The sequence below is a fragment of the Streptomyces odontomachi genome (genome assembly GCF_024435355.1).
Lineage (GTDB): Bacteria > Actinomycetota > Actinomycetes > Streptomycetales > Streptomycetaceae > Streptomyces > Streptomyces odontomachi.
Genome location: NZ_JAMJWG010000001.1, coordinates 111,015 through 136,543, shown reverse-complemented (window position 1 = coordinate 136,543; position 25,529 = coordinate 111,015). Strand labels below are relative to the sequence as shown.

26 protein-coding genes are annotated in these 25,529 nt (G+C 70.6%); 10 read left to right on the top strand and 16 right to left on the bottom strand.

All coding sequences use genetic code 11. From position 1 onward, the window contains the following. The first annotated feature begins 47 nt into the window (after window positions 1–47). Window positions 48–887 carry a COG4705 family protein gene (locus NQO67_RS00555; protein ID WP_255945187.1) on the top strand — a complete coding sequence of 280 codons (840 nt, stop codon included), beginning with the start codon at window positions 48–50 and terminating at the stop codon, window positions 885–887. 199 nt (window positions 888–1,086) lie between these two features. Continuing rightward, entirely contained in the window at window positions 1,087–2,004 is a 918-nt protein-coding gene (locus tag NQO67_RS00550) for a COG4705 family protein (RefSeq protein WP_255945185.1), read from the top strand. Here NQO67_RS00550 and NQO67_RS00545 read toward each other — a convergent pair. From NQO67_RS00545 to NQO67_RS00530, 4 genes are all read right to left on the bottom strand, one after another. Next, complete coding sequence (locus NQO67_RS00545) at window positions 1,985–3,376, bottom strand: sensor histidine kinase (RefSeq protein WP_255945183.1); 1,392 nt, start codon at window positions 3,374–3,376, stop codon at window positions 1,985–1,987. The genes NQO67_RS00550 and NQO67_RS00545 overlap by 20 nt on opposite strands. Continuing rightward, the gene (locus NQO67_RS00540; RefSeq protein WP_255945181.1) at window positions 3,373–4,035 is read right to left on the bottom strand and encodes a response regulator transcription factor; all 663 of its coding nucleotides are present in this window, start codon (window positions 4,033–4,035) and stop codon (window positions 3,373–3,375) included. Before NQO67_RS00540 ends, NQO67_RS00545 begins: the two co-directional genes overlap by 4 nt. Next, complete coding sequence (locus NQO67_RS00535) at window positions 4,010–4,507, bottom strand: phosphatase PAP2 family protein (protein ID WP_255945179.1); 498 nt, start codon at window positions 4,505–4,507, stop codon at window positions 4,010–4,012. Before NQO67_RS00535 ends, NQO67_RS00540 begins: the two co-directional genes overlap by 26 nt. 64 nt (window positions 4,508–4,571) lie before the next feature. Continuing rightward, window positions 4,572–5,255 carry a DedA family protein gene (locus tag NQO67_RS00530; RefSeq protein ID WP_255945177.1) on the bottom strand — a complete coding sequence of 228 codons (684 nt, stop codon included), beginning with the start codon at window positions 5,253–5,255 and terminating at the stop codon, window positions 4,572–4,574. A gap of 153 nt (window positions 5,256–5,408) precedes the next feature. On the opposite strand from NQO67_RS00530, the gene NQO67_RS00525 reads away from it, so the two are divergent. Continuing rightward, on the top strand, window positions 5,409–5,780 hold the full coding sequence (locus NQO67_RS00525; RefSeq protein ID WP_255945175.1) for a BlaI/MecI/CopY family transcriptional regulator: 372 nt from the start codon (window positions 5,409–5,411) through the stop codon (window positions 5,778–5,780). Between the two features lie 273 nt (window positions 5,781–6,053). On the opposite strand, the gene NQO67_RS00520 is transcribed toward NQO67_RS00525, so the two are convergent. Then, the gene (locus NQO67_RS00520; protein ID WP_255945173.1) at window positions 6,054–7,499 is read right to left on the bottom strand and encodes a sensor histidine kinase; all 1,446 of its coding nucleotides are present in this window, start codon (window positions 7,497–7,499) and stop codon (window positions 6,054–6,056) included. Beyond that, window positions 7,496–8,191 (bottom strand): response regulator transcription factor, encoded by a 696-nt coding sequence (locus NQO67_RS00515; protein WP_255945171.1) that lies wholly within the window; start codon window positions 8,189–8,191, stop codon window positions 7,496–7,498. The genes NQO67_RS00520 and NQO67_RS00515 overlap by 4 nt, the downstream gene beginning before the upstream one ends. Window positions 8,192–8,368: 177 nt before the next feature. On the opposite strand from NQO67_RS00515, the gene NQO67_RS00510 reads away from it, so the two are divergent. The 3 genes from NQO67_RS00510 (at window position 8,369) to NQO67_RS00500 (ending at window position 11,916) form a co-directional block, all read left to right on the top strand. Further along, window positions 8,369–9,664, top strand: a complete 1,296-nt coding sequence (locus tag NQO67_RS00510; protein WP_255945169.1) for a glycosyltransferase family 4 protein — start codon at window positions 8,369–8,371, stop codon at window positions 9,662–9,664. 258 nt (window positions 9,665–9,922) lie between these two features. Continuing rightward, on the top strand, window positions 9,923–11,185 hold the full coding sequence (locus tag NQO67_RS00505; RefSeq protein WP_255945167.1) for an MGDG synthase family glycosyltransferase: 1,263 nt from the start codon (window positions 9,923–9,925) through the stop codon (window positions 11,183–11,185). A gap of 5 nt (window positions 11,186–11,190) precedes the next feature. Next, window positions 11,191–11,916 carry a polysaccharide deacetylase family protein gene (locus NQO67_RS00500; protein ID WP_255946654.1) on the top strand — a complete coding sequence of 242 codons (726 nt, stop codon included), beginning with the start codon at window positions 11,191–11,193 and terminating at the stop codon, window positions 11,914–11,916. 259 nt (window positions 11,917–12,175) lie between these two features. Here the strand turns inward: NQO67_RS00500 and NQO67_RS00495 are convergent, their stop codons facing one another. Beyond that, window positions 12,176–12,964, bottom strand: a complete 789-nt coding sequence (locus NQO67_RS00495) for a nucleotidyltransferase family protein (protein ID WP_255945165.1) — start codon at window positions 12,962–12,964, stop codon at window positions 12,176–12,178. Between the two features lie 230 nt (window positions 12,965–13,194). On the opposite strand from NQO67_RS00495, the gene NQO67_RS00490 reads away from it, so the two are divergent. Next, window positions 13,195–14,364, top strand: a complete 1,170-nt coding sequence (locus tag NQO67_RS00490) for a hypothetical protein (protein ID WP_255945163.1) — start codon at window positions 13,195–13,197, stop codon at window positions 14,362–14,364. Between the two features lie 40 nt (window positions 14,365–14,404). Here the strand turns inward: NQO67_RS00490 and NQO67_RS00485 are convergent, their stop codons facing one another. The 6 genes from NQO67_RS00485 to NQO67_RS00460 form a co-directional block, all read right to left on the bottom strand. Beyond that, the gene (locus tag NQO67_RS00485; protein ID WP_255945161.1) at window positions 14,405–14,869 is read right to left on the bottom strand and encodes a GtrA family protein; all 465 of its coding nucleotides are present in this window, start codon (window positions 14,867–14,869) and stop codon (window positions 14,405–14,407) included. Continuing rightward, window positions 14,866–16,458, bottom strand: coding sequence for a hypothetical protein (locus NQO67_RS00480; RefSeq protein ID WP_374118876.1), 1,593 nt, complete (start codon window positions 16,456–16,458; stop codon window positions 14,866–14,868). Before NQO67_RS00480 ends, NQO67_RS00485 begins: the two co-directional genes overlap by 4 nt. Before the next feature lie 700 nt (window positions 16,459–17,158). After that, window positions 17,159–17,923 (bottom strand): DUF899 family protein, encoded by a 765-nt coding sequence (locus NQO67_RS00475; protein ID WP_255945159.1) that lies wholly within the window; start codon window positions 17,921–17,923, stop codon window positions 17,159–17,161. Continuing rightward, window positions 17,916–18,275, bottom strand: a complete 360-nt coding sequence (locus NQO67_RS00470) for an ArsR/SmtB family transcription factor (protein WP_255945157.1) — start codon at window positions 18,273–18,275, stop codon at window positions 17,916–17,918. Before NQO67_RS00470 ends, NQO67_RS00475 begins: the two co-directional genes overlap by 8 nt. After that, window positions 18,272–18,769 carry an SRPBCC family protein gene (locus NQO67_RS00465; protein ID WP_255945155.1) on the bottom strand — a complete coding sequence of 166 codons (498 nt, stop codon included), beginning with the start codon at window positions 18,767–18,769 and terminating at the stop codon, window positions 18,272–18,274. Before NQO67_RS00465 ends, NQO67_RS00470 begins: the two co-directional genes overlap by 4 nt. Window positions 18,770–19,004: 235 nt before the next feature. Next, window positions 19,005–21,431, bottom strand: a complete 2,427-nt coding sequence (locus NQO67_RS00460; RefSeq protein ID WP_255945153.1) for a SpoIIE family protein phosphatase — start codon at window positions 21,429–21,431, stop codon at window positions 19,005–19,007. Between the two features lie 34 nt (window positions 21,432–21,465). Here NQO67_RS00460 and NQO67_RS43635 point away from each other — a divergent pair, with 34 nt between their 5' ends. Then, on the top strand, window positions 21,466–21,804 hold the full coding sequence (locus NQO67_RS43635; RefSeq protein ID WP_305125243.1) for a hypothetical protein: 339 nt from the start codon (window positions 21,466–21,468) through the stop codon (window positions 21,802–21,804). A gap of 25 nt (window positions 21,805–21,829) precedes the next feature. Here the strand turns inward: NQO67_RS43635 and NQO67_RS00450 are convergent, their stop codons facing one another. After that, window positions 21,830–22,513 carry a hypothetical protein gene (locus NQO67_RS00450; protein WP_255945151.1) on the bottom strand — a complete coding sequence of 228 codons (684 nt, stop codon included), beginning with the start codon at window positions 22,511–22,513 and terminating at the stop codon, window positions 21,830–21,832. Between the two features lie 222 nt (window positions 22,514–22,735). On the opposite strand from NQO67_RS00450, the gene NQO67_RS00445 reads away from it, so the two are divergent. After that, window positions 22,736–23,191, top strand: a complete 456-nt coding sequence (locus NQO67_RS00445; RefSeq protein WP_255945149.1) for a tellurite resistance TerB family protein — start codon at window positions 22,736–22,738, stop codon at window positions 23,189–23,191. Between the two features lie 72 nt (window positions 23,192–23,263). On the opposite strand, the gene NQO67_RS00440 is transcribed toward NQO67_RS00445, so the two are convergent. Further along, window positions 23,264–24,196 (bottom strand): M56 family metallopeptidase, encoded by a 933-nt coding sequence (locus tag NQO67_RS00440; protein WP_255945147.1) that lies wholly within the window; start codon window positions 24,194–24,196, stop codon window positions 23,264–23,266. Between the two features lie 6 nt (window positions 24,197–24,202). After that, entirely contained in the window at window positions 24,203–24,592 is a 390-nt protein-coding gene (locus tag NQO67_RS00435; RefSeq protein ID WP_255945145.1) for a BlaI/MecI/CopY family transcriptional regulator, read from the bottom strand. A gap of 269 nt (window positions 24,593–24,861) precedes the next feature. On the opposite strand from NQO67_RS00435, the gene NQO67_RS00430 reads away from it, so the two are divergent. Further along, window positions 24,862–25,437: a TerD family protein gene (locus NQO67_RS00430; protein ID WP_255945143.1), complete on the top strand. Its 576-nt coding sequence runs from the start codon at window positions 24,862–24,864 to the stop codon at window positions 25,435–25,437. The last annotated feature ends 92 nt before the right edge of the window (window positions 25,438–25,529 follow it).

Genomic DNA, 25,529 nt, shown 5'->3' with positions numbered 1-25,529 from the left:
GCAACCGGTCAGGATGTGTTCAGGCTCGCGGTGGCACGGTCGGCCGCATGACTCACGAGACGTCCGAGACCGTATCCCCGGGGCCGGGGGACTCCGCCGCTGCCACACCCGGTGCCCGTATCCGCTGGAACAAGGTGCCGGAGGTCACCGGCTACTTCTGGGTGATCAAGGTGTTGTGCACCACGGTCGGCGAGACCGCGGCCGATCTGCTCAACGAGAAGCTCGGGCTGGGCCTGACCGGCGTGTCACTGCTGACGAGCGTGCTGTTGGCGGCGGTGCTCGTCGCGCAGTTCCGCACCAGGGCCTACCAGGCGGGCGTGTACTGGCTCGCCGTGGCCCTGATCAGCATCGTCGGCACCCTGATCAGCGACAATCTCACCGACAACCTGGGCGTGCCGCTGACGACCAGCACCACCGCGTTCGCGATCGTGCTCGCGGTGGTGTTCGTCGTCTGGTACCGCAGCGAGCGGACGCTGTCCATCCACAGCGTCGACAGCACGCGCCGCGAGGCGTTCTACTGGCTCGCGGTCCTGTTCACCTTCGCGCTGGGCACCGCAGCCGGCGATCTGCTGGCCGAGCGCATGGCCCTCGGGTACTGGATCTCCGCACTGCTGTTCGCCGCGGCGATCGCCGCGGTCGCGGTGGCGCACTTCGCGCTCGGCCTGGACGCGGTCTGGAGCTTCTGGATCGCGTACGTACTCACCCGTCCGCTGGGCGCCTCGATGGGTGACTACCTGTCCCAACCCACCGCCGACAACGGCTTGGGCCTCGGCACCGTGGTCACCAGCGTGCTCTTCCTCGCAGTGATCCTCGGCCTGGTCACGTTCCTGACGGTGACCCGCAAGGACGTCACCGAATCCGACCGGGCCGTCGCACGGCGGGCGTGAGGGCGGCCGGTCGCCGCCGGCGGCTGCCCGTGTCGGCGCCGGGCGTGCGCGCCGAGCGGCGCTCGGGCGTTCAGGAAAAGTTCAGGACCGCTCGGTCAGCGTGGAGAACGTGACCACTCGGTCGGCCCGGCCTCGGTCGGGGGGAACCGGTCAGGCCTGGTCGAACGAGACCCACCCCTACAACAGGAGTGCATTGCAAGTGGAGAAATCCGACGTCCTCACCGACCTGGACGTCGCCGGTACGACCACGTCGGTGATGAAGAAACTGCCCGAGGTCACGCTGGCCTTCTGGATCATGAAGATCGCCGCGACGACCCTGGGAGAGACAGCCGGTGACCTCTTCGCCCAGACACTCGAGTTGGGCTATTTCCTCACCACGATCGCGCTGTTCCTGATCTTCGTGGTGACCCTGGTAGTGCAGTTGCGATCACGGCGCTACAACCCGTTCTTCTACTGGACGGTCATCCTGTCGACCAGCACGGCCGGCACGACGATGTCCGACTTCATGAACCGCGACGCCAGCGCCAAGTACCTCTCCGACGGCGCCACATCGCTCGGATGGGGACCGCAGGGCCTGGGCATCGGTTACCCCGCCGGCGCCGCGATCCTGACCTCGATCCTGCTGGCCATCTTCCTGGTCTGGAAAATGTCCGGGATGACGTTCCGCTTCCGGGACATCGTCTCGTTTCGCGGGGAGGCCATGTTCTGGTCGGCGATCCTCGTCTCCAACACGCTCGGCACCTCCATGGGCGACTTCCTCTCCGACAGCTCCGGGCTCGGGTATGCCGGCGGCGCACTGGCCGTCTGTGCGGGGCTCGTGGTGTTGCTCGCCCTGATGCGGGTGCCGGTGGTACCGAACGTACTGCTGTTCTGGATCGCCTTCGTGCTCACCCGGCCGCTCGGCGCGACCGCGGGCGACTTCCTCACCAAGCCCGTCGACAAGGGCGGCCTCGACCTCGGTACGGCGGGTTCGTCGGCCGTGCTCCTGGTGGTTCTGCTCGGCATGGTGGGCTTTGCGCACCACAACGAGCGCAGGGCGCTCTCCCTCCCCTCTCACCAGGAGGATCGGCGGGAGCAGGGCCCAGGGCGGGAGAAGGTCAGCCGGCCGGCAGGGTGACCACGAACCGGGCGCCCGGGGCGTGCCGCTCGTCGTGGTGCACCTCGCCCCCTGTGGAGCGGGCCAGGCGTCGCGCGAGCGGCAGTCCGAGGCCCGCTCCACCGTGTCCGTCGTCCGGGTCGGCGCGGCGGCCGGGTTGGAAGAGGTGCTCGATGAACTGCGCAGGTACGCCGGGGCCGTCGTCGGTGATGTCGACGCACACGCCGTCCGCTTCGCGCCGTGCGGCAACGACGATGCCCTCCCGGGCGTACCGGATGGCGTTGGTGAGGAGCGGGCTGACGATGCGTTCGAGGAGTGCCGGCCGGACGCCGGCCTCCAGGTGCTCGGCCACGCCGGTGACGGTGATTCTGAGGTGGGCGGGAGGGGCGAGATCGACGGCGAGCCGGCGCAGCGTGGGCACGATCTCGGCGGTGCCGTGGAGGGTGGCGGAGCCGTCGCGGGCCTCCTTCAGCAGCGTGTCGCAGATCGTGCCCATGGATCGGGCCGCGTCGGCGATCACCTCATGTGTGGCCAGGGTTTCCTGGGGCGAGCGTGGCTTGGACCGCCACCAGTCCAGTTCGGCGATGATCCGGCTGAGTGGGGTGCGCAGCTCGTGCGACAGTTCGCCCGTCAGCTGCCGCTCGTGGCGCAGCACCGCGTCGGTTCGGTCCAGGAGCGCGTCGAGTGACGATCCCAGCCGGGCGAGCTCTGTGGGGCGAGCCGTTCCCCCGAACCGTCGGGCGGAGCCGACAGCGCTCCACTGCGTGGCCCGGTCGGTCATGGCACCCACGGGGCGCAGCGCTCGGCCCACGGCCAGCCGCGTCAGGGCGTAGGTGCAGGCCAGCATCACGACGTCCAGGGCGATCGACCCCCCGAGCAGGGCGTCGGCGGAACTCCGGTACGCAGACAGGTCCAGGGCCGCAACCACCGTGGCCGCCGCCTTGTGATCGCCCACGGGCTGGGCACACAACCGGACGGGGCGGCTTCCCTCGATGTCGACGCACCGCCGGACGCGGTGTCGGCCGGCTCCGTGCTTGGTGTGCCCGTCCTTGACGAGTTGGTCGGCAACGTGGGTGAGACGGCCGGTGGTCGGCGCGGACGTGGGCCGTTCGAGCAGCCGGGTGCCGGCGTAGATCCAGACGTTGGCGTCGAGAAGACGGTCGTCGGGCGTCTCCAGGACCCGCACGCTCGCGCCACCGGTCTCGACGGTGGCGGCGACCGCGGCGGTGCGGGCGCGTAGCTCGTCGTCGCCCTGGGATCGGAGGTGGTGACGGACGACGGCGTTGAAGGAGACGGTGAGGACGACCATCAGCAGGGTGGCGGTGGTGAGCGCCACCAGGGACAGCCTGCCTCGCAGGGTGCCGGGTGCGAACCGCGACGGCAACGTGATCATGACAGTCGGTGACCGACCCCGCGGGCGGTGCTCAGCGTCAGCTCGCTACCCGCGGCACGCAGCTTGCGACGCAGCCGGGTCAGGTACTGATCGAGGGTGTTGTCGCTGACCTGAGCGCCGTCGGGCCAGCCCGCCCTGATCAGCTCGCTGCGCCGCACCATGTTCCCGGACGCTGCCATCAGCACGGCCAGCAGGCGGAACTCGGTGGGGGTCAGGGCCACCCGGGTGTCACGGACGGTGAGGTTGTGCCGCGCCGGGTCGAGGACCAGGTCGCCGGCAGTGGTCACCGGATGAGAGCCGGTGCGCCTGATGGCGGCCCTGAGCCGGGCGGCGAGTTCCGCCAGATGGAAGGGTTTGGGCAAATAGTCGTCACCGCCCGCGGAGAAACCGGTGAGCCGGTCGACGAGGCGGTGGTGCGCCGTCAAGAAGATCACGGGTGCAAGGAAGCCATGTGCACGCATCGCCTGGCACACGTCACGGCCGTCCGCGTCCGGCAGGGCGACGTCGACGACGGCCGCAGCGATGCCCTCCGTGGCCAGGCGCAACGCGGTCGCGCCGTCCGGCGCGGGCACAGCGTCCAGGTCCTCGTCGCGCAACCCGCGACGGAGGACATCACGCAGGGCGTGATCGTCCTCAACGATGAGGATCTTGGGAAGCATGGTTCTCCACCTCCCGGGTCAGCCCGACCGCGGCACCCCAGCAGCCGATGAGGAGGACTACCGGCGTGCTGCCGTGGGGGGCTCGAACGAGAACGGCGATCATCAGCAGTCCCGCGGTGAGGGCCACGGTGGTGGTGTGGCCGGCGGGAAAGGCCCACCTGGACGCGTGCCCCGCCCAGTCCACCTGCGGCGGCCGGGGGCGGGCGATCAGGGCCATCGTCGCGTACCGCAGCGCCTGTCCGGCGCCCAGCACGTACGGGACGGCGCCCGTGCCGGTGTCGGTGTCGGTGAGACCGCGGGCCAAGGCCACCGCCACATCCGGACGGTGATCGACCGGCCACCTCAGGAGCGCATCGTCAGGGAAGAGGCCGCCACGGCCACCACCCGCAACGCATCCGGCCAGTGCGACGAACGTCGCCGCGGCACCCAGCGTGACCCATCCGGCGCGCCGGGCGGTCTGCGCACGCGTCATGGAGCGGCCGCCCTCGGCCGGCATCGCGACGTGGCACACGTCCGCCGGATCCGGGTGACCGACGTCACCGCTGGGCCGCCCTCTCCCGCAGGGCAGCCTTGCGGGCACGGTACGTTTCAGCCGCCAGTGGAGTGAGCGACACGGCGACGATGACCGCGATGACCGGCAGCAGGTAACGATCCACGTTCGGCACCGAGGAACCGAGCCCGTATCCGCCCAGCGGAAGGGCCAGACTCCACACGAGTCCACCGGTGACCTGCCACACGGTGAACGTCCGGGCAGGTACCTCGAGGGCGCCCGCCACCGGGTTCAGCACGGTGCGCACCACCGGCACGAAACGGGCCAGCACGATCGCCTTCGCATACCCGTAGCGTTCGAGGATGTCGGACGCTCTGTTCGCGCCGTCGGTGATCTTGCGTGACTTCGTACGGGCGAGGAGGGCGGGCCCGGCGCGCCGCCCCAGCAGGTACCCGGTCTGGGCGCCTGCCAGGGCTCCGGCCGCCGAGGCGAGCAGGACCCACGGCAACGACAGGTGTCCCGGTGAGGCTGCCGAGCCGGCACAGAGCAGGCCGGCGGTGAACAGCAGCGAGTCGCCCGGCAGGAAGAACCCGATGAGGAGGCCGGTCTCGGCGAACAGGACCACGGCGATACCGATGGCACCGAAGGCGGAGAGCAAGGAGTGGGCATCTAGCAGGTTCACCGCAAGGTGGACCGCCGGAGGCGATGCGGCGAGATACGCAAGGGCCATCGGCTCATTCCCTTTCGATGGTGGATGCTGGCTGGGGTACCGAGGGTCACCCACGCCAGCCTGCTGGCCACGGGCCATACCGGCGCGTCTAGCGTCTACAGTCCTGTAGTCGCCTCTCGCCACTGTAGACGACCTCGGGGAGTGGAAGGTTCCATGCCGGATTCCGACAGCGAGCGCAGACCAGCGGGCGAACTGGAGGCCAGCGTCCTCGCGGCACTCTGGGCCGGACGAGAACCGATGTCGGCTGCGCAGGTCAGGACGGCCCTACCGCAGTCACTGGCCCGCACCACCGTGGCCACCCTGCTCGCCCGCCTCCACGACAAAGGCGCAGTGAAACGCGAAGAGGGCGTACGCGGCTTCGTGTACTCCCCCGTGGAGGACGCCCACGGCCTGACCGCCCGGCGCATGCACCGCGAACTCAACCAGGACGGAGACCGCAGCATGGCGCTGGCCCGGTTCGTCGAACGGCTCAGCCCGGACGACGAGGCGGAGCTTCGCCGCCTGCTGGGGGAAGACGAACGGTGATCACGCTCCTGCTGGTCCCACTGATCCTGCCCTTCGCCCTACCACCGCTGGCCCGGCGGGTAATGACACACGTACGGCCCGACATCGCCCTGTGGACGCTCACGTCGGCTTCGACGGCACTGGCCGTAGGAGCGGTATTCCCTCGCCACCTCCCAACTCGCCGGCTGGTGCCACCCCGCACTCACCACCGTCACCCCCACGTCTCATTCGCGGCCGAACGCGCCGCAGACGAGCCGCCGCACACGCCACGGGCGACCGGGAACTGACCCGCACCTACCGACGAGTCGTTCGGGCCGGGGCACGGCCCTGTCGGCGGTCGCCGGCAGGTGGGAGGCTGGCCGATTCCCCAGACGTGGCCGGGGCGATCGTGAACCCGACCTCGGCACCGCCGCCCGGCCGGTTGCGGGCGAAGGCGGTACCCCCGTGGCTCTGGGCGACGTCACGAACGATGGCCAGACCGAGGCCGGAGCCGGGCAGGCTGCGCACGTCGGGTGCCCGGTAGAACCGGTCGAAGATCCGGGGCAGGGCGGCGTCCGGGATGCCGGGTCCTCGATCGCGTACCGCCACCTGTAGGCCACTGGCCTCCGCTTCGATCGACTTGCTGCCTACGGTGTCGAACTTGACGGCGTTCTCCAGGAGGTTGGAGACGGCGCGTTGCAGCGCGGTGGGCCGGCCTCGGACGACGGCACCTGCGTCGGCTCGGACGACGATCTCACGGCCGGTCCGGTGGCCGACACGGTCCGCCACTTTGGCGACGATGTCACCGAGCGGCACCTCCACCGGCTCCTCGGCGTCACGGGCCCCGGCCGCCAGCTCCACGAGTTCGTTGACCAGGTCGCTGAGTTCGCGGGTCTCCTCCGCCATGTCGTCGATCAGCTCTGCCCGCACCCGGGGCGCCAGCTCCTCCAGACGGCGCAGCAGCGAGACATTGGTCCGCAGTGAGGTGAGCGGGGTCCGCAGCTCGTGACCGGCGTCCTGGACGAGGCGCTTCTGGTCGTCCTCGGCCGTGGCGAGCCGGCCGAGCATGTCGTCGAAGGCACGGCCGAGTCGTCCGACCTCGTCCTGGCCGCGCACCGGTACCTCCACGTCGAGCCGCCCGGTACGCGCCACCCCCTCCGCGACGCCGGTCAACCGTACGAGGCGGCCCGTGATCCGGCGGGCCAGCCACCAGCCGACCGCCCCCGCCCCGAGTACCACGACGCTGGCGAGCAGGACGGTGTGCTCCTGGAGATTGCGCAGCAGGTCCTCGGTGTCACTGAGCTGTTGTGCGACCTGTACGGCACCGCGGCCGTCACCGAGTGAGACGGTGGCGACGCGGTAGTGGTCGTCGTCGATTCTGGCCTGGTTGCGGACGGTGCCGCCGGCCGTGTCCTGTTGGGCCGCAGCACGATCGGCAGCGGAGACGGGCAGGACCGGACTGCCAGGGTCTGCGATCCGGCCGCTGGGGCCGAGCACTTGGACATCGGACCGGAAGAGGCGGGTGAGTTCGTCGCGTGGCCCGTCGTGGTCGGTGTCGGAGCTGTACTCCTGCACGGTCAGTGGCCGCTGCGTCACCTCGCGGCGCAGGTCGTCCACGACCTCGGCGAAGACGTGCTGCTCGTCGACCCGTACCAGTCGAGCGGCGGCGTCATAGCCGAGGTAGCCGACGAGGACGGTGACGGCGACGGCCATGGCGGCGAAGGAGACGGCGAACGCGGTGCGGAGGCTGACGCGGGTCATGTGCACGGCTCTCTGAGGGTGTAGCCGACTCCGCGCACCGTGTGGATGAGCTGCGGCACGTTCGAAAGGTCGACCTTGCGCCGCAGATAGCCGACGTAGACGGCGAGGTTCTTCGAGCCAGGCCCGAAGTCGTACCCCCAGATGCGCTGGTAGATCGTGGTGTGGTCCAGCACGATCCCCGCGTTGCGGGCCAGCAGCTCCAGCAGGTCGAACTCCGTCCGGGTCAGGTTCAGCTCCCGCTGCCCCCGCCAAGCACGTCGCGCAAAGGGGTCAAGGCGTAGGTCAGCGGCCTCGACGACGTGCTCGTTGAGGCTTTCGGCGTCCGGTGTGATCCGGCGGAGCAGGGCTCGCAGCCGGGCGAAGACCTCTTCCACTTCGAAGGGCTTGACCACGTAGTCGTCAGCGCCCGCGTCGAGTCCGGCGATCCGGTCGGCGGTCTCCACGCGCGCCGTCAGCATGAGCACCGGGATGCGGTTGCCTTCCGCACGCAGCACGCGGCACACCGCCAGGCCGTCGATGCCGGGCATCATCACGTCGAGGACGGCAACGTCCGGCCGTTCCTGATGGATCACCGCGAGTGCCTGCACTCCGTCGGGCACGGCCGTGACCTGATAGCCCTCCAGTTCCAAGGCGCGCACCAGCGAGGTACGGATCGCGCGGTCGTCCTCGGCGAGCAGCACGGTGTTCTTCACACGGCCAGTGTGCACGGTGAACTGCCTGGCCAAGCCGCCCACAGGGTGTGACGGGCGCCTCTTACCCTCCTCTCACCTTCGTCACGTCATGGGCTTACCTGCCTGCTCCAAGGTGGCGGCCAAGCCGGCGGGGCGTCCGCGTCCCCCGGATCGCCACCCGCCCCGGAGAGACCGAGCATGAAGATCACGTTCCTGCTGCACGACGTCTACGGGATCGGCGGGACGATCCGCACCACGCTCAACCTCGCCGGCGCACTCGCCGACCACCACCAAGTGGAGATCGTCTCGATGCGGCGGCACCGCACCGAGCCGCGGTTCTCGATAGACCCACGCATCCGGCTGACACCCCTGGTGGACACCCGGAAGGGCAGTCCGGACCTGAGCGACCCGCTGCACGACCGGCCCGCACGGGTGTTCCCGAGCGCCGAGTCGCGCTACCGCCAGTACAGCCTGCTCACCGACGCCCGGGCGCGGGAGTACCTGCGGCACTGCGATGCGGACGTACTGATCGGAACCCGGCCGGGTGTCAACGTCTACCTCGCGCGCTTCGGCCCGCCCGGTGCGCTGCGCATCGCCCAGGAGCACCTCAGCCACGACGCGCACCGCAAGCGCCTGCGCGCCGAACTGGCTCCCCACTACCGCCGCCTGGACGCTCTCGTCACCATGACCGAGGCGGACGCGGCTGTGTACCGCCGGCGCATGCCCCTGCCGGGGGTGCGTGTCCTTGCCGTGCCCAACAGCGTGCCCGAACCACAGGTCGCGCCCTCCGACGGCACCGCCAAAGTGGTGGCCGCTGGTGGCCGGCTGGCCCGGGGGAAGCGGTACGACGTGCTCGTCGATGCCTTCGCCGTGGTGGCGGACAAGCATCCGGACTGGCGCCTGCGGATCTACGGACAGGGGCCGGAACGAGAATCCCTCGCGCGGCTCATCGCCGACTCCGGCCTCCAGGACGCCGTCCGGTTGATGGGCGTGCACGCTCCGTTGGAACCGGAGTTCGCCAAGGCGTCCCTCGTCGCGGTCGCCTCGGACGCCGAATCCTTCGGGATGACGATCGTGGAGGCCATGCGCTGCGGGGTCCCCGTGGTCAGCACGGACTGCCCGCACGGCCCCGCCGAGATCATCCACGACGGGGTCGACGGGCGGCTCGTGCCCGTGCGCGACGCGCCCGCCCTCGCCAAAGCGCTGATCCAACTCATCGAGGACGAGCACGGGCGGCGGCGTATGGCGGCGACGGCCCGAACGAACGCAGCACGCTTCGACCCTGCTCTCGTCGCCGAGCGGTACGGGGCACTCTTCGTCGAGTTGGACGGTACGCGCGGGGAACGTGCCCGAGCCCGGGCGCGCGGCGCCGCCCGTGCCCGCGTCCGTGACGTCCTGCGGTGGCTCCGGTTGCTGGGCGCGGCACGGTGGGCGGCCGGCCACCTGCGGCGCGTGGCGCGTGCGGGCCGGAAGCGGCCGGCGACGCCCGACTAGGCCGCGACCACGGCGCTGGGGCGGTGCACAGCTGGCCGCACCACGGGTGTGCGCCCGTCTCCCCACCACCCTCGCGGCTGCCGTTGGTGCCTTGTCACCGCCCCTGGCGCTGCCTCGGCCGGGGGCACGGACCAACACCGCGACCCCGCACGTCCGTCCCGTCGCGTCCGTCCCACCTCGCGCATCCCAGCGCGCCTCCGGCCCGCATCCAGCCGGAGTGTCCCTTCCCGCACGCACCTGTCAGGAGGCCGTTCGGCCATGTCACACCCCGCACACCCGGCGAACGAACCCGAGCACCGGCCAAGCCATCCTGCGGCACCCGGCGCCGGTCGAGAGAGCTCACGGATCGTCATCATCTCGGCGAGCGTGGGTGCCGGGCACGACGGGGCCGCCACCGAACTCGCCCGACGCCTGCTCGACGCCGGGTTCCTGGTGGACCGGCACGACTTCCTCGATCTCCTCCCGGCCCGGCTCGGACGACTCCTCTCCGGGGCCTACCACCGCCTGCTCACCCTGGCGCCCTCCGGCTACCAGCGGATGTACGAGAGCACCGAGCACGCCGGGCGCCCGGGCGCGCTGGTGCGGGCGCTGCTCCGCACCGCCGAGAGCCGTGTGCTCGACACCGTCTCCCCCGGTGCCCACGCCGTCGTCTCGACCTATCCGGGAGCCAGCCAGGCCCTCGGCGCGCTGCGCGAGAGCGGCAGGCTGACGGTGCCGACCTTCACGTACCTGACCGACTTCTCCGTGCATCCCCTGTGGGTGGCACCCGGGATCGACGGCCATCTCGCCGCCCATGCGGTGCCTGCCCGGCAGGCCCGTGCTCAGGGCGCGGCCGGAGTCGCCGTCACCGGCCCGGTTGCCGGCCCACGCTTCACCCCGGCCACTCCTGCCGAACGCCGCGCGGCGCGCGTCCGGCTCGGGCTACCCGAGCAGGTGCCGCTGGCCCTGCTGGTCGCCGGCTCCTGGGGAGTCGGACCGGTACGGCAGGCAGCCACCGAGATCCTGCACAGCGGTGTCGCGACGCCCGTCGTGGTGTGTGGCCACAACCGGTCCCTCACCGACCGGCTCCGCGCCGACGGCATCGAACACGTGCACGGCTGGTGCACGGACATGCCCGGCCTCATGCACGCGTGCGATGTCCTCGTGCAGAACGCCGGTGGCCTCACCGCACTGGAGGCGCTCGCCTGCGGACTTCCCGTGGCCAGCTACCGGTGCATACCCGGCCACGGGCAGACCAACGCGGCCGCCCTCGACGAGGCGGGCCTGGCGGTGTGGGTTCAGGACCCAGGCGACCTCGGCCTGCTGCTGGGCGAGCTCATCGACGGTCGACGCGGCCGGGCACAGCGCAAGGCCGGTCTCGCCCTGCACGCCCGTCTGCCCGGCGCAACCGACGTCATCTCCTCGGCGGCAGCCAGCGCGGCTGCTCTCTCCTCGGGGATCGGCGCCCAGTGCAGCCGCCACGCGGAGGGCTCCGAACGGTCGGCCGACGTGCCACCGCACATCGCGAGGGTGAGTCTGTGAAACCGATGCTGCGCGCCGGCCTTCTGGGGCCTCCCGTTCTCGCGACCGCGTCGCTCATCGTGCACGCGGCACCCGTCGTCTCGACGTTCGGTCCGCTGCGCAACCGGGTCATGCCCCGCCTGGCCGGTCAGGGACGCGCCGACCACGTCGCCCTCACCTTCGACGACGGGCCCGACCGCCTCTCCACTCCGCACTTCCTGAAGGCCCTGGACGCGCGCGGCGTCCACGCCACCTTCTTCGTGCTCGGTTCCATGCTGGTGCGCGCACCAGGTGTGGCGCGCGAGATGGTCGCGGCCGGCCACGAGATCGGCATCCACGGCTGGCACCACCGGCCCCTGCTGCTGCGTGGCCCCCGCGCCACCCACGAGGACCTGGCACGGGCTCGTGACGCCGTGGCCGGGATCACGGGCGAGCCCCCCAGGCTGTTCCGGCCACCCTACGGCGTGCTGACGACGGCCGCTCATCTCGCCTGCCGTCGACTCGATCTGACGCCGGTCCTGTGGACCGCGTGGGGTGAGGACTGGCGCCGCCGGGCCACCCCCCGCTCCGTCCACGACACCGTCGCCCGCGACCTCACCGGCGGAGGCACCGTGCTGCTGCACGACAGCGACTGCACCTCCGCCCCCGGTTCCTGGCGCAACACCCTGGCAGCCCTGCCCCGCATCCTGGACACCTGCACCACACGAGGCTGGCGCGTCGGACCACTTCGCGACCACGGCGTGCCCGGCTGAGCAGAGATCCGCCCTGACTGGTCGAGCTCCGGTACAGCCCGTCGTGCGGTGCGAAGCGGGCGCACATCAGCATCAGCAACTCCGCGCCGGGCGGATGGTTCTACGCCCAGGAATGCCATGCGGACTACAGCGCGCAGTACTACGTTCCCTCCGGCTTCACCTCCGCCTCATCCAACCGAGAGGCAGCACAGTCAGCGGCGGCCGATCGTGGTGTCCACCGCCTCCTGGGGCAGCACCGGTACGGTCGGCCTGCCGTCCCTCAGGCTCCGGTGCCGTCCGGTGCCTCTTCCCCGCCGGCTTCCACGGCTTCGGGTTCCGGAACATGGAATTCGGGGGCCGGGACACGTCCAGCCTTCGTCAACTCTCTGGACGCCTCCAGCACATCCTTCGGGGTGTCGATTCCTCGCCAGTAACCGGAGATGCGGTAGCCGACCATGTGGCCTTCCCGCGCCAGTGCGGGAAACGTGCTGTCCTCGTGATCGCCCCGGTCCGGGAGGAGATCGATCACGGAGGGATCGAACGCGTAGATTCCGGCATTGATCCAGTAGGGAAGTTCGGGGGACTGGACGAAGCCACGGATGCGGTTCGCGTCGTCCAGGTCGGCGACGCCCCACTGCGAGCGGTACGGCGAGAGCGCGACGGTGGCCGGTTCGCCATGCCCTCGGTGGTACCCGGCCAGGTCGCTGAGCGAGCAGGTGCTGATCACGTCGCCGTTGAGGACGAGGAACGGCGCGTCGGGGTCGGCCAGCTGCCGGGCTGCGAACTTGAGGCCCCCGCCGCGCCCCAGCGGCTCCTCTTCGATCGTGTACCGGACCACGATCCCGAAGCGTGCGCCGTCCTCCACGTACTGGCAGATTCGCTCGGCCTGGTAGCCGCACGAGACGGTCACCGATGTCACGCCGTGGGCCGCGAGCCAGAGCAACTGGTGGCAGATGATGGGGGCGCCGGCCACCGGAACCATGGCCTTGGGGGCGTGGTCGCTATACGGTCGCAGGCGGGTGGCCCGGCCACCGGCCAGGATGAGGGCCTGCGCCAACGCTGCGGGCATGTGTCGTGCTCCTTGGCGTGCCGAGGACGTCCCCCCATCGGACAGGGCGCTCTTTGCCGCATCCTCGCAGCTCCCCTGCCCGCTCTGCGGGACCGTCACCCGAACGCGGTGTCCGCTGGACGCCGGATGGCCGGTCGCCCGCCGAAAACACATACTGGCACCGAGGCACAGGGGCCGAGCTCCGGCACGCCCGCAGGGGGCCCATCGCCACACCGTCTCGGAGGTGCGCCGTGCCCGCAGGTCCCACGCCCACCCTCGAACGCACCAGGAAGGTCGTCCGGGTACGCGGCCTGCTGGGTTCGGTGGCACCGGCCCTGGGCGTCTACGCCGCGGTACGGCTGACCTGCCTGCTCGTGGTGGTGGCCGCCGCCTGGTCGGTGGGCAGACACCCCCGCTCGCGGCTCGGTGCGCACTGGGACGCGCTCTGGTACGAACGGGTGGCGCGCAGCGGTTACGGCGTGATGACGCTCCCGGACAAGAGCGGCGTGATCCAGACCGACCTGGCCTTCTTCCCGCTGTACCCGAGCCTCGAACGGGCCGTGACGACCGCCCTTCCGATCGGCATGGTCAACGCGGGTCTCCTCGTCGCCTGGGTGTCGGCCGGGGGCGCGTGCTGCGGCATGTATGCCATCGGTGCGCGACTCCACGGCCGGCGGGTCGGCCTGATGCTCGTGGTGCTCTGGGGAGTGCTCCCGCACGCCGTCGTGGGGACCATGGCCTACAGCGAGTCCGTACTGACCGCCCTCGCCGCATGGGCGCTCTACGCGGCGCTCACCCGACGATGGGTCTGGGCCGCCGGTCTCGCGCTGCTCGCAGGGCTCACGCGTCCCAACGGCATCGCGGTCGCCGTTGCGGTCGCCTGCGCCGCCTGCGTGGAGTTGTGGCGCCGTCCGCAGTGCCGCCGAAGCCCGCGGGTGTGGGCGGCACCCGTGATCGCGCCCCTGGGATGGCTGGGTTACGTGCTCTGGGCGGGGCTGCGGTCGGGGTCCGTCCTGGGATACTTCACGGTCCAGCGGACATGGGGGTCACGCTTCGACTTCGGCCACTACACGTTCGCTTTCGTGGGGCGGCTGGCCCTGCACGGCGGGAAGCTCTTCCAGTACGGGGCGGCCGTCACGCTGGCAGCGGCACTGCTCGGGCTGCTGCTCCTGGTCCGCGATCGGCCACCTCCCGTCCTGCTGGTCTATACGGTGGTGCTGGTTGCGATCGCGTTCGGCGGCACCAACTACTTCGCCTCGCGCCCACGCTTCCTGCTCCCGGCGTTTCCCCTGCTACTCCCGCCGGCGTGCGCGCTGGCGCGGGCCCGGCCACGGACCCGGGCGGTGCTGACGGGTGCCCTGGCCGCGGTCTCGGTGGTGTACGGCGCCTACCTGGTGGTGCTCGCGCCGTCCTCACCCTGACGGCGCCCGCCGAGGCGGGGACGGCACTCACCGCCTGGGGTCAGGTCGGCTCCTCCGCCGGCGGTGACAGCCGGAACACCCAGGTCCGGTACGACCAGAAACGGAAGACGGTGGCGACGGCGATACCGAGCGCCTTGACCAGGTTGTCCTGGAGCGCGGTGTCCCAGCCGAACCAGTGCAGCGCGGCGTACAGACCCCCGTTCTCGATGGTGAGACTGGCGGCGCTGAACAGTACGAAGAGCGAGAACTCCCGGGCGACGCCGCTCTTGTCCCGGTCGCGGTAGGTGAAGTAGCGGTAGCCCAGGTAGTTGACGACGACCGCCACGCCGGTGCCGGCGAGACCGCACTGCACCGTGGACAACGGGGTGCACAACCGGAAGAGGTTGAACACTCCGAAGTTCACCACCAGGCCCAGGCCACCGACCACGCCGAACTTGGTGATCTCCCGCCCCAGCGCGCCCAGGCCGCCCCCTTCGCCTCTCCCTCCTCGAACCGTCCCTCTCATCGCCGGGAAACGACCGGTGGGCACCCACGGGGGGAGGGTGCTGGAGCCGGCCGGCCCTGGTCGGGGGCGGGGTCGGTCACGGGCGGAATGGAGCGTTCCTGGGCGGTGGGAGCGAGGCGGGCGTACACCTGTCCGTCCAGGTGCACCGTCCGCCAGGTGCGGGCGTAGGACGGCGCCCGCACGCCGTGGGCGGTCAGGACGGCGACCGGTGTCCGACGTGCGGTCCGCGCGAGGGCGGCCGGGGTGGTGTTCACGTTGTGCCCACCGGTGTCGGCGGAAGCGCACCCGGCATAGAAGGCGATCGGGACCGAGGGCGCCTCGGGGGCATGGCCGGTCACCACGCAGGGCGGCCGTACCCCGTTGTAGTGCAGTACGGCCGCCAGGCGCGCCCAGCGCCGATGTCCCTCCGTCACCCGACCGACCAGACGTTCCAGCACCACGGCCTGCACGGCCAGATGCCCGAGCAGACCGACCACCACCGCGGTCGCCACGAGCGGCCGCCCAAGCCCTCCCTCCGCGGTCACCAGGAAGACCAGCGCACCGGCGGCCGGCAGGGACAGCAGGGCATAGGCGGGCAGCAGGAAGCGGGGGGCGGCGTAGCCGACGAAGAACAGGTACGGGACCGCAACGGCCACGGCACATGCGCACGGCAGCACGGTGGCGGCGGCCCGCCGCGCCCGCACGGCCACCAGCAGACCGAGCACCGCGAAGACGGGCAGCGCAAACCACCACAGGGTCACGATCACGCTCGGCATCGCCCCCGCGCATGGCCGGCACAGGGTACGCCCGCCCAGGCTGCGCAACTGGTCAGCGGTGGCGTTGTGCCAGCTCAGACCGCCCTGGATACGGGAGCCGTCGGACAGCCGGCGGGCCAGACCGCCGTAGCTGACGTACGCTTCGATCACCCATTCCGCCGCGCCGGCCGCCAGTCCGCCAACGAGCGCGGCCAGCAGCCGTAGGTACCGCCACCTGTCCACGGCGAGCAGCACCAGAAGCAGCGGAAGGCTCACCCATGCGGCGTCCGTCGGCCGCATCAGCGCCATCAGCGCCACACTCACCGCGACCCCCCACAGCGCCCCGGACCGGCTCCGGTCGGACTGTGCCCGCAGGAAGCACCCCACCGCAGCGAGGGCGCCGAGCGCCACCCAGAGGTTGGGCATCGCCTGCGGGCCGTAGAACAACGTCACCCACAGCGAGGCGAACAGTCCCCCACCCAGCGCCACCGCCCGCATCGGGAAGACCCCGCGCCAGGCGCGCAACGCCAGGAACAGGCCCAGCCCGGACAGCACCGCGAGGTACATGCGGAGCAGGGGTGTGGACGACGACCACGAGACGATCGGTGCCACCAGCAGGGAGACACCACGGGCGCGCGGTGCGCTGAAGAAGGCCGCCGGGGCGTGCGCGCTGACCTGGCTGATGTACACCGTCTCGTCCCAGCCGAGCCCCATGTCCGGACGCACCAGCACGCACTGGGCCACCGCGAAGACGGCCCCCACCACCGCACACCACGCCTCCCCTCCCCGGATCCACCGGCCAGCGGTGACGCGCCGCTGAAGGGGAGCAGGTGTGACGCGCTGGGTCCCGGTCATCGCACCACTTCCTTCCCTCCTCCGAGACGGAGCGTGTACGACCCCAGGCAGGACCCAGCGCCTGCGACAAAGAGCGGACAAAAACTATCAAAATAGAATATGCCACCCAGGAGCGCAGTACGAAACCGATCAGTCACGCGCTGTGGCGGAATCGGGCCTCTCGCACGTCCCGCCAGCACGGCCTCCACGCTCCACGGAATCCTCATCACGCCGGTGGGGGCCGGCGCGGCGAGCATGTCCAACGACCGCGGTCACGACCGGGGTGCAGGCCAGGCCCGGCCACCGCCGCCCGCCCCCCACGGGGTTGGTGGGCCCGCCCGCAGCCGCCGCGAACTGCGCGCCGGACGATTCAGTCCGCCACCACGTCCGCGTTCGGAACGTCCCGGCCGGAGACACCGGCCACCGGGGTCGCGCCGTGCAGATCGGCGGAGTCGTACATGCCGGTCAGGATCTCGGACTCGTGCCGGTCAGGGTCTCGGACTCACCTGGCCACAGCGCCGTCGGCGCCGGCGACGGACCCGTGAAGATCCTCGACCGGCTCGCCCCCGGCGGACGCCTGGTCCTCCCGATGCGGATCCGCGTGATCATTTCAGGTGCCGTCCGACCGCGCACGTCTCGCTCGGTCCCGGCCAGGTCAATGCCATCGCCGCGGGCTGCACGGTCACCGTCGACCACCAGGCCCGGCGCGGCCGCTTGAGCGTCAGGGGCCCGGTGTGAGGTCGTCGCGGCGGCCGGCCTCGAGTCGTGACCACTGAGGGATGGGCCGCCCGTCGCTCCGCAGGCGTACGTGATCGGCCGGCGTGCCCTGAGTGCGGGGCCAGCCGGAGGGCGAGTCCTCCCACAGCTCCTGACGTCCGTACACAGTGAGATCCATGAGCGCGTAGCTGTAGTCCATGGCCTCTACGCCACGCAGGGTCGTCCAGTAGGTCTCGAAGATGCGGTCACCGTCCCTCAGGTAGCACACGAGGTGCATCATGCCGACATGGCGCCCGACCAGGAGCGCGTCCTGGGAGGGCACTGCCGAGTACCACGGCACGTCCCAGCCCATGAAGTCACGGTAGCGACGGCTCTCCTCGTAGGGACCCTGGCAGAAGACCGCATAGGTGATGTCCCGCGAGTGAAGGTAGGACAGCTCCTCGACCTGGGTGGTGACCCACGTGCAGCCTTCACACTGCTCGGCCGCGGGGTGGCCGTGGTGCCACATGAAGTAGTAGGCGATGAGCTGGCGGCGTCCCTCGAACGCTTCGAGCAGGGTGACCGACCCGTCGGGCCCGATCAGCTCGAGATCGGCGGCCACCTCGACCATCGGCAGGCGCCGTCGAGCCGCAGCGATCGCGTCGCCTTCCCGGGTGTGCGCCTTCTCCCGCACTCGCAGCTTTTCCAGTTCTGCCTGGAAGGTGGCCCGGTCGGCCACCGCCGGCAACGCCGGCGCGCGGTCAGCCGTCCCATTCTCCTGATCAGTCATGACCTTGTCCTTTCGTCACTTCGCCGGCCGCGTCAGGGGAAGGGCGCTCCGCCAGCTGTTTGATGCGCAGAAGACGGGTCTCCCAGGAGCGACCTATCCGGTCGAGCTCCCGGGCCAGCGCGCCGAGCTGGGTGCCGACGGCGATATGGACGACCTCGCGCCCGCGCTGCTCGGACTCAACCAACCCGGCGTCGCGCAGCACCTCCAGGTGCTTGCCGATCGCCTGCCGGCTCACCGGCAAGACCTTGGCCAGCGCGGACGCCGACATCGGGCCCTCGCCGAGCCGGGTGAGAATCTTCCAGCGCGTCGCGTCGCCGAGCGCGGCACACACGACGGGAAGGGCGGCCGTCACGGGCGCGCCGTCGAAATCGACGCCCTCGCCTCGACGAACGCCTTGGCGACCTCGAGTTCGACGAGCCACCCGTTGTCGTTGCCTTCGCGTTCCTTCAGCCACGCGGCCGGATCGTCGGCGAGGCCGGAGAACCCGCTCTCCACTACGCGCAGGGTTACCCCACCGCCGCTGCGCTCGTCGATCCAGAACTCGACCAGGGTCGATGGTGTCGACTCGTCCCGGAACGGGGTTCCGATCCAGCGGAACGCCGCGTAGCGCGGCTTGTCCAGTTCCACCGTCCGGAATCGGAACTCGCCCAGCGAAGGATGGCGCACCACAGCCACATCACCCTCGTAGCGCAGGTCCGGATCGGCCTCGACCACGCCGTCGTTGACGTACCAGCCGGGCCGCATGACCAGCTCCCATACCCGCTCGGCCGGGGCGTCGATGTCGATCTGCCGCGCAATCCGGTCGAGCTCGGCCAGTTCCGCGGTGGTGCAGGTGGCGTCGGTCACGGATCCTCCCTCGTAAGCCAATGTGCAACTCGACGATTGCACATCTGCGCCCGTACATGCAACCGGAAGGTTGCAATAGCCACCGCTCGTTTTCACGTGGGTCAGGACCTGCTCGGGGTCCACACCATGACGGTGACGGCTTTTCGCCCGTGCGGAGCCGTAGCACGATTCGCTCGTCCGTCCCGCACAGGGGCCTTTGGCCGTTCGCTTCGGGGCGTGGGCCGAGCGGCTCGGCTCAGCCCGGCAGCGGTAGCTCGGCCCAGATGGTCTTACCGGTGGGGGTCTGGCGGGTGCCCCATCGCTCGGCGACTTGGGCGACGAGCAGGAGCCCGCGTCCGGTCTCGTCGAAGGTCCGCGCTCGCCGCAGGTGCGGGGCGGCGATATTGCCGTCGGACACCTCGCAGATGAGCGCGTCGGCACGGATGAGGCGCAACTGAATGGGCGTGTGGCCGTAGCGGATGGCGTTGGTGACCAGTTCGCTGACGATCAGCTCGATGGAGAAGATGAGCTCACCCAGGCCCCAGTCGGTCACCTGTTCTACTGCTGTCCGGCGGGCCCTGGCGACGGCGGCGGGATCGGAGGGCAGCTGCCAGGTACGTACCCGGTCGGCGTCCAGGGCGTGGGTGCGGGCCAGGAGCAGGACGACGTCGTCTGCCGCGGGGGCCGGCCGCACCTTGCGCATCACGTGCGCGCAGGTCTCCTCCAGAGAGGGGCCGGCGTTGCGCAGCCCGTCCTCCAGCAGGTCGAGACCGACGTCGATGTCCCGTCCCACGGCCTCGACCAGGCCGTCGGTGTACAGGGCCAACACGCTGCCCTCGGCCAGTTCGATGTCGACCACCTCGAACGGGAGGCCGCCCAGACCCAGTGGCGGACCGGCGGCCATGTCCAGGAACTGCACGTTGCCGTCGGGGCTCACCACGGCCATCGGGGGGTGGCCGGCCCGGGCCACCTGGCAGCGGCGGGAGACCGGGTCGTACACGGCATACAGGCAGGTGGCCCCCACTTCACCGGTGGTGTCGTGGATCTCCCCCCGGGTGTCGGGCCCTTCGCCCCGGTCGAGGCGCAGGACGAGGTCGTCCAGCCGGGTGAGCAGTTCATCGGGGGCGAGATCGACGTCCGCAAAGCTTCGCACGGCCGTTCGCAGGCGGCCCATCGTCGCCGACGCGCGTACACCGTGGCCGACCACGTCGCCCACGACCAGGGCGACGCGACCGCCGGAGAGCGGGATGGTGTCGTACCAGTCCCCGCCGACGTCGTTCTCCCGACTCGCGGGCAGATACCGGTGGGCGAGGTCCACGGCCGCAAGCTCGGGCAGGCGGTCGGGCAGCAGGCTGCGTTGCAGGGCGAGAGAGGTCTCGCGCTCGCGCGTGTAACGGCGGGCGTTGTCGATGCTCACCGCCGCCCTGGCGGCGATCTCCTCGGCCAGCAGCAGGTCGTCGCGGCCGAAGGCGTCGTCGGTACGATGCCGCAGGAAGAGGACCAGACCCAGGGTGACCCCTCGGGCGCGCAACGGGACGAGCATCAGCGAGTGCACCCCGTGGCGCCTCATGCTCTCGGCGCGGGCCGGGGAGGCCAGCATCCACTCCCGGATGGGCAGGTCGCCGGTCCTGTGCCGGGTACCCCGGCCGGTGAGCAGCGCCTGGATCGGCGGGGAGCCCACGGGATACACGCCGGTCCTCCCCGGCGGGACCACCGACTCCGGGCAGCCCGGGAGCACCGAGTGCTGCGCGGCACAGCGGAACATCACCGGCTCGGTCGGTGACACTGCTTCCGGCTCGTCACCCCACGCGGCCGGCTCCAGAAGGTCCACGGTCACGAAGTCCGCGAAGCCTCCCACCGCCACCTCGGCGAGTTCCTCCGCGGTTTTGGAAACGTCCAGCGTGCTGCCGATGCGCGAGGTGGCGTCGTTGAGCACCGCCAGATGGCGGCGGGCCCAGTACTGCTCGGTCGTATCGACCACCAGGGCCGACATGCCCTGCACCGTGCCGGTACCGTCCTTCAACGGCGACATGAAAATGGACCAGGCGTGATCGCGGACCTCGCCGGTGGCCCGGCTGGGTTCCCGCTCACGGTAAATCGGCTCACCGGTCCGCAGGACCTGCCGCTGGAGGCGGTCGATCTCGTCGTGGGATGCCTGGATCTCCCGCACCGTCAGGCCCCGCATCTCCTTGGGCGTCAGGCCCATGGCAGTGCTCATCGCCTGATTGCAGGTCACCAACCGCGCATCACGTCCGTAGACGGCCACGGGCAGCGGCAGCTGCGCCAGCGTCCAGTCCCACAGCTCCGCCGCCGACGCGTCGGTCGGACCCGAGGAGTACGTCGGCGCCGCTCCGGTCACAAGCCAGAGAGCCCCTCCATTCGGGTCCTTCAGCGGCATGCCCTGTAGCTTTCCGGCGACCCGGTACCCGTCTCGGTGCCGCAGAGCGGCCTGGCTCGTCCAAGGCTTCCTTGCGGACATGTGGGCGCGTGCCGGATCGGGCAGCTCCGTGGCGAACAGGTCGTCAGCGCTCACGCCCGCGAACTCATGTGCCCCGTAGCCCAGTACGCGCTCGACCGCGGCGCTCCAGGCCAGGATCTCTCCGTCGGCGCCGACGACGATCTCGAAGTCCGTGGAGATTCCTCCGCCCTTCGCACCTTCGGTGGCGTCGGGCTCAATGTCCATGGGGCTCGTACCTCATTCCTACTGTGCGCCGGGTATGAGCGCAGAAGGCGGCCATGACCCTAGCATTCCGCTGCGGACACCTCGCTCCATCGGCGATCAGGCATGTCGGCATCTGCTCCGGTACCGAGCTGCCCGCCCGCCGCGTGACAAGCTCGCCCGCTCAGACGTCGCGCGCGGCGGCAGCGGTCGCCGTGATGTTCGTGGTGGCGCCGGAGGCAGACGCCGCCGTGCAGCGAACCGCCCGGGCATCGGCACCGCGGTCGCCGCCAGGGCCGCCGGTCTGGCGGTGGGCGTCGTCGGCGGCATGGTCGCGGCCGGAGCCGTCGACGAGATCGGTGACTTCTTCGAAGGCGACGAGGAGGACGAGGACTGAGTCGTACGGCCACCCCGGCGGGCGGTCAGGTGCTGATCGTCCGTAGGAAGTGGTCGGCGTCCTCCGAATCGGCCAACCGCCCCAAACCGAGCCAGGAACCGTCCGCGAAACGCACGAAGAAGTGGCGTTGCCCCGGTTCCCGTTGCAGCCGGGCCGCATGGTGGGCGAACTCCATGACGATGTCGAAGTCGTCGGCCTTGGTGGGCGACAGACGGCGCCCCGGCGAAGCTGCGAGACAGATGCGGCCCCCTGTCAGCGGGAGCAACCGCCTGGGGTTCGGCGAGTGCACGTACCAGCGCAACAGCAGTTGTCCCGCCGTGCGGGACCAGTCGCCGTCGAACACGCCGTCGGCCGGTGCGGGGGCAGTGGGGCGACCGGCCGCAGCGCTCGCCCCGGGTTCGTTCGCCTCGCGCGCCGCCCGCCGCCGGGCCTGTGCCTGTGCCTGACGGTCTCGCTCGGGGCTCAGCAGCCACGCGATCCTGTTCATCAGCTGCTCGACGAGAAAATACGGAATGATGATCACTGCGGCCAGCACCAAGCCGGTGTGGTGCAGCCAGTGCCTGCCCGGCTTCAGGCGTGCCCTGCCCGCCGCCCGGTGGACGTCCTCGGGCGGAGCGGGTATGTCCGCGCGCAGCCCGCACCAGACCAGTGCCAGCGGCTCCTCGCCCGGGATCTTCTTCGCCCGCCGATGCACCTTGCGCCTCGCCATGCCGGTCATCGTAAGAAGCAGCACGGTGATGTCGTGAGCGGCCCGGACCAAGTGGAGGCCGCTCTCCAGACGACATCCGCGAATCGCCCGGAACTCATCTGCCGCCCCGCTAGTTTCTACTTTGCTGTAGATAGTTGCCGTAGACAGTTGCTGTGGATATCGACGCCGCGTCTGCCCGCCGGTCCGGCGGGCAGGATCGTCGACCGAAAATATGGAGTGCTCATGGCCCTGTGGGACCGCCTCAAGGAGTCAGCATCGACGATGCAGACCCAGCTCGTGGCGAAGAAGAACGACCTCAAGAGCGGTGCCTTCCGCGACGCCAGCATGGCCATCTGCGCCCTGGTCGCCGCCGCCGACGGCACCGTCGACCCGGCGGAGCGGCGGCGGGTGGCCCAGCTCATCGCCACCAACGAGGTGCTGCAGAACTTCGATGCGGCGGACCTGCAGCGGCGCTTCGACGACAACCTCGACAAGCTGACCGCCGACTTCGACTTCGGCAAGGTCAGCGTGTTGCAGGAGGTCGCCAAGGCCAAGAAGAAGCCCGCCGAGGCCCGCGCCGTCATCCAGATCGGCATCGTCATCGGAGGCGCCGACGGCGACTTCGACAAGTCCGAGCGGGCCGTCGTCCGCGAGGCGTGCTTCACGCTCGACCTGCCGCCACACGAGTTCGACCTCTGACCGAGCGCACGCCCGCGTCGGGCCGGTTCCGATGAGGCACCGGTCCGACGTGCCTCCCCGTCGGCGCGGCGCCTACAGGGGTGTCGCCGCGTGCAGCACGAGCGCCAGCGTCAGCGCGGAGTTCGCGGACGACATGGCGGACACAGCCGTGCCGACAGCCGCCGTCCACGCGGCCATACCCACGGCCGTGAACGCGGACGGCCAGGTACGCGCACTGGGTGCCGGCGCGAGGAGGGCGGCCACTCGGCGCGGCACGGGCCCGGGCACGGCCAGTCCCGCAAGCGTGGGCACAGGAGCACCGCCGGCGACCAGCGCGGCCTTGCCGATCGCACGGGCCACGGTGCGGCGGCTGCCGACAGTCTCGGCCGCTTCCTCGTCCGCCCACCGCTCCGTCGTGTACGACACGGCCGCACGCAGCGGGTGCAGGAACGGATTGGCCAGCGCGGCCAGTCGCACCACCAGCAGGACGCGATGGTGTCGGGCGGACAGGTGCGCGCGCTCGTGGGCGAACAGGGCACGACGCTCGGCCGGTTCGAGACGGTGCAGCAGGGCCGCCGTCACCACGATCCGGTCCCGGGCTCTGCCGGGCAGCGCGTACGCGTAGGGTTCTTCGCCCGGCAGCACGGCCACTTCCCTGTCCGGCAGGCCGGCCAGCGCCCGATGGGCCGCACGACGCACCCGCCAATGGCGCCACAGGGTCGCTCCGCAGGCGGCGGCCACCGCGAGCAGGGCCGGTACGGCCGCCCGGCCGGCGACCTCGTCGCAGGGCACCGCCTCGCGTACCTCCGGATCGGACCAGCCGTCGGGCAGCGGGTTGCCCGGCAGTTGGGCGGTGCCCACCACCATCAGCAGCCCCAGGCACACGAAGCTGCACACTGCCATGGCCCCCGCAAGACCGGTCAGCAGCCGCGTCGCGGTCCGGGGATGCAGGTGCTGCTCGGCCAGTCGGGCGATCGGCCACGCCGTGAGCGGCAGGACCAGCGGAAGAAAGACGAACACCCCCATGCGGCTTCAGTCTTCTCCCTCGGTGGTCGCCTGGCTCAGCAGATCCCTCAGCAGGCGTTCGTCGTCCGGGTCCAGCGAGGTGACGAAGCTGGCGAGGACCGCTTCCCGATCGCTCTCGCCGTCCAGCAGCTTGCGCATCTTGTAAGCGGCGAGTCCCGCCTGGTCGGACACCGGCGTCCAGGCGAAGGACCGGCCTGCACGCTCCCGGGCCACCGCACCCTTGGCCAACAGCCGCGTCAGGATGGTGATCACCGTCGTGTAAGCGAGGTCACCGCCGAGCCGCTCCTGCACCCAGCCCGCGGTCGCCGGAGTGTCCGTCTCGCGCAGGGCCGACAGGACCAGCCCTTCCAGCTCACCCTGTCCCCGGCGCCGAGGTCGCTGCCGCTGGTGCGTCACACCCGCTCTCCCTTCCCACCCACTGCATGACGTTCATGAGCAGTACATCGTAGGGACTTCCGGCACGACGCCGCCGATCACGCGCAGTACACAACCCGCTCAGCCACGCGGTCGAAGCAATTCCCTCCTCTGCACGGATGGTTCGACAGGCCCTGCTCCCTTCCTTCAACCTTCCTTCAACCCTCACATCTTTCTACAGTGATGTAGAGTCATCACGTCGTGCCTGCACAGGCAAGCTTGTTCCGGACAGGTTCCGAGGAGGAGATGGCATGGGAGTCACCCTGTCCAAAGGTGGCAATGTCTCGCTGAGCAAGGAAGCCCCGGGCTTGACGGCCGTTCTGGTCGGGCTGGGCTGGGACGTACGCACCACGACGGGCGCCGACTACGACCTCGACGCTTCCGCGCTTCTCCTCGACGCATCCGGCAAGGTCCTGTCCGACCGGCATTTCGTCTTCTACAACAACCTGACGAGTCCGGACGGTTCGGTCGAGCACACGGGCGACAACCTCACAGGAGAGGGCGAGGGGGACGACGAGAGCATCAAGGTGGACCTCGCTGCCGTACCCTCCGAGGTCGACAAGATCGTCTTCCCGGTCTCCATTCACGACGCCGACAACCGTGGCCAGAGCTTCGGTCAGGTCCGCAACGCCTTCATCCGGATCGTGAACCAGGCGCAGGGCCAGGAGATCGCACGCTACGACCTGTCCGAGGACGCGTCGACCGAGACCGCGATGGTCTTCGGCGAGCTGTACCGGCATGGGGCGGAGTGGAAGTTCCGTGCGGTCGGCCAGGGATACGCCTCCGGCCTGGCCGGCATCGCCGCCGACTTCGGCGTGAACGTCTGACGCACCACTCACCGCCCGCGTCGCCGTCACCGCAGCCAACGAAAGCGCAGGCGCTGGCCCTGGCCCCGGCTGTCCGCGTGGTCACCCGATCG